The organism is Vibrio sp. 10N.222.52.C3 (genome assembly GCF_041474195.1).
Taxonomy (GTDB): domain Bacteria; phylum Pseudomonadota; class Gammaproteobacteria; order Enterobacterales; family Vibrionaceae; genus Vibrio; species Vibrio crassostreae_C.
In genome coordinates this window covers 1-773 of sequence record NZ_JBFRTQ010000257.1, presented here as the reverse complement: position 1 = coordinate 773, position 773 = coordinate 1, and the positions used below count along the sequence as shown (strand labels likewise).

Annotated in this window: 1 protein-coding gene; it reads right to left on the bottom strand. The window is 36.9% G+C overall.

Features of this window, described 5'->3' with window-relative positions:
• Positions 1-18 precede the first annotated feature (18 nt).
• A complete protein-coding gene (locus AB4517_RS22780) occupies positions 19-522 on the bottom strand; it encodes a protein kinase domain-containing protein (RefSeq protein WP_372150137.1) in 504 nt (167 codons plus the stop codon).
• Positions 523-773: the final 251 nt, after the last annotated feature.

Genomic DNA, 773 nt, shown 5'->3' with positions numbered 1-773 from the left:
CAATTTAAATTACAGGCTCTATTCATCGAGTAAACAGCCATCAACGTACTCCATTACTATATAAGCAACTCCTTTATGAAGACCTGCGTCATAAACCTTCGTAATATTGGAATGATTGAGGTTTGCCATGATTTGAGCTTCGTTGAAAAGTTTGTCTTTGCCTAAAATATTAAACGCTTCGGCGTTAAAAAACTTAACTGCGTAGTTATGCTCAAACAAATGGTCACGCCGTGAAGCAAAATAAACCATCCCGAAGCCACCTTTACCTAGTTCATGTCCAATAAGGTAACGATCATCAACTATTTCGTTTTCAAATGATTGAAACGCAGGCACCGAAGAGGATAAATGGATATCTAACAATTGAGTCAAACACTGTTGTTCATATGACAAAAGTAAATCGGAAACTCTTCGAGCCATTTGCGGTGAAACATGGCTTAGCTCCGAGAGTCTTGACTGCCACTCTTTCGGATCCATATCAATCATGCGATAAAAAACTTGGGTACTACTGAGGTCTGGATTCATTTCTAGTGCCAGTAACAATTGCTACTCATCTTATATAATACAATACCAACCTACTTACATAGCCTAGAAATGAATTGATACAGTTTTCGATGATTAGACACTAATAAATAATGTATACATTGAAGGTGGCGATATTTCAGGCGTTAACGTATCACATCTCAATAAGAAAATTAGATTGCCCTCAGGCTTTGTTGCGTAATTAAATTTAAAGATAGAACTACCCCGTTTCGCTTATTTCTTAATCAATACGA

Coding starts and splice junctions, on each gene's coding strand:
- AB4517_RS22780 (WP_372150137.1), bottom strand. CDS start 522: ATGAATCCAGACCTCAGTAGTACCCAAGTTTTTTATCGCATGATTGAT.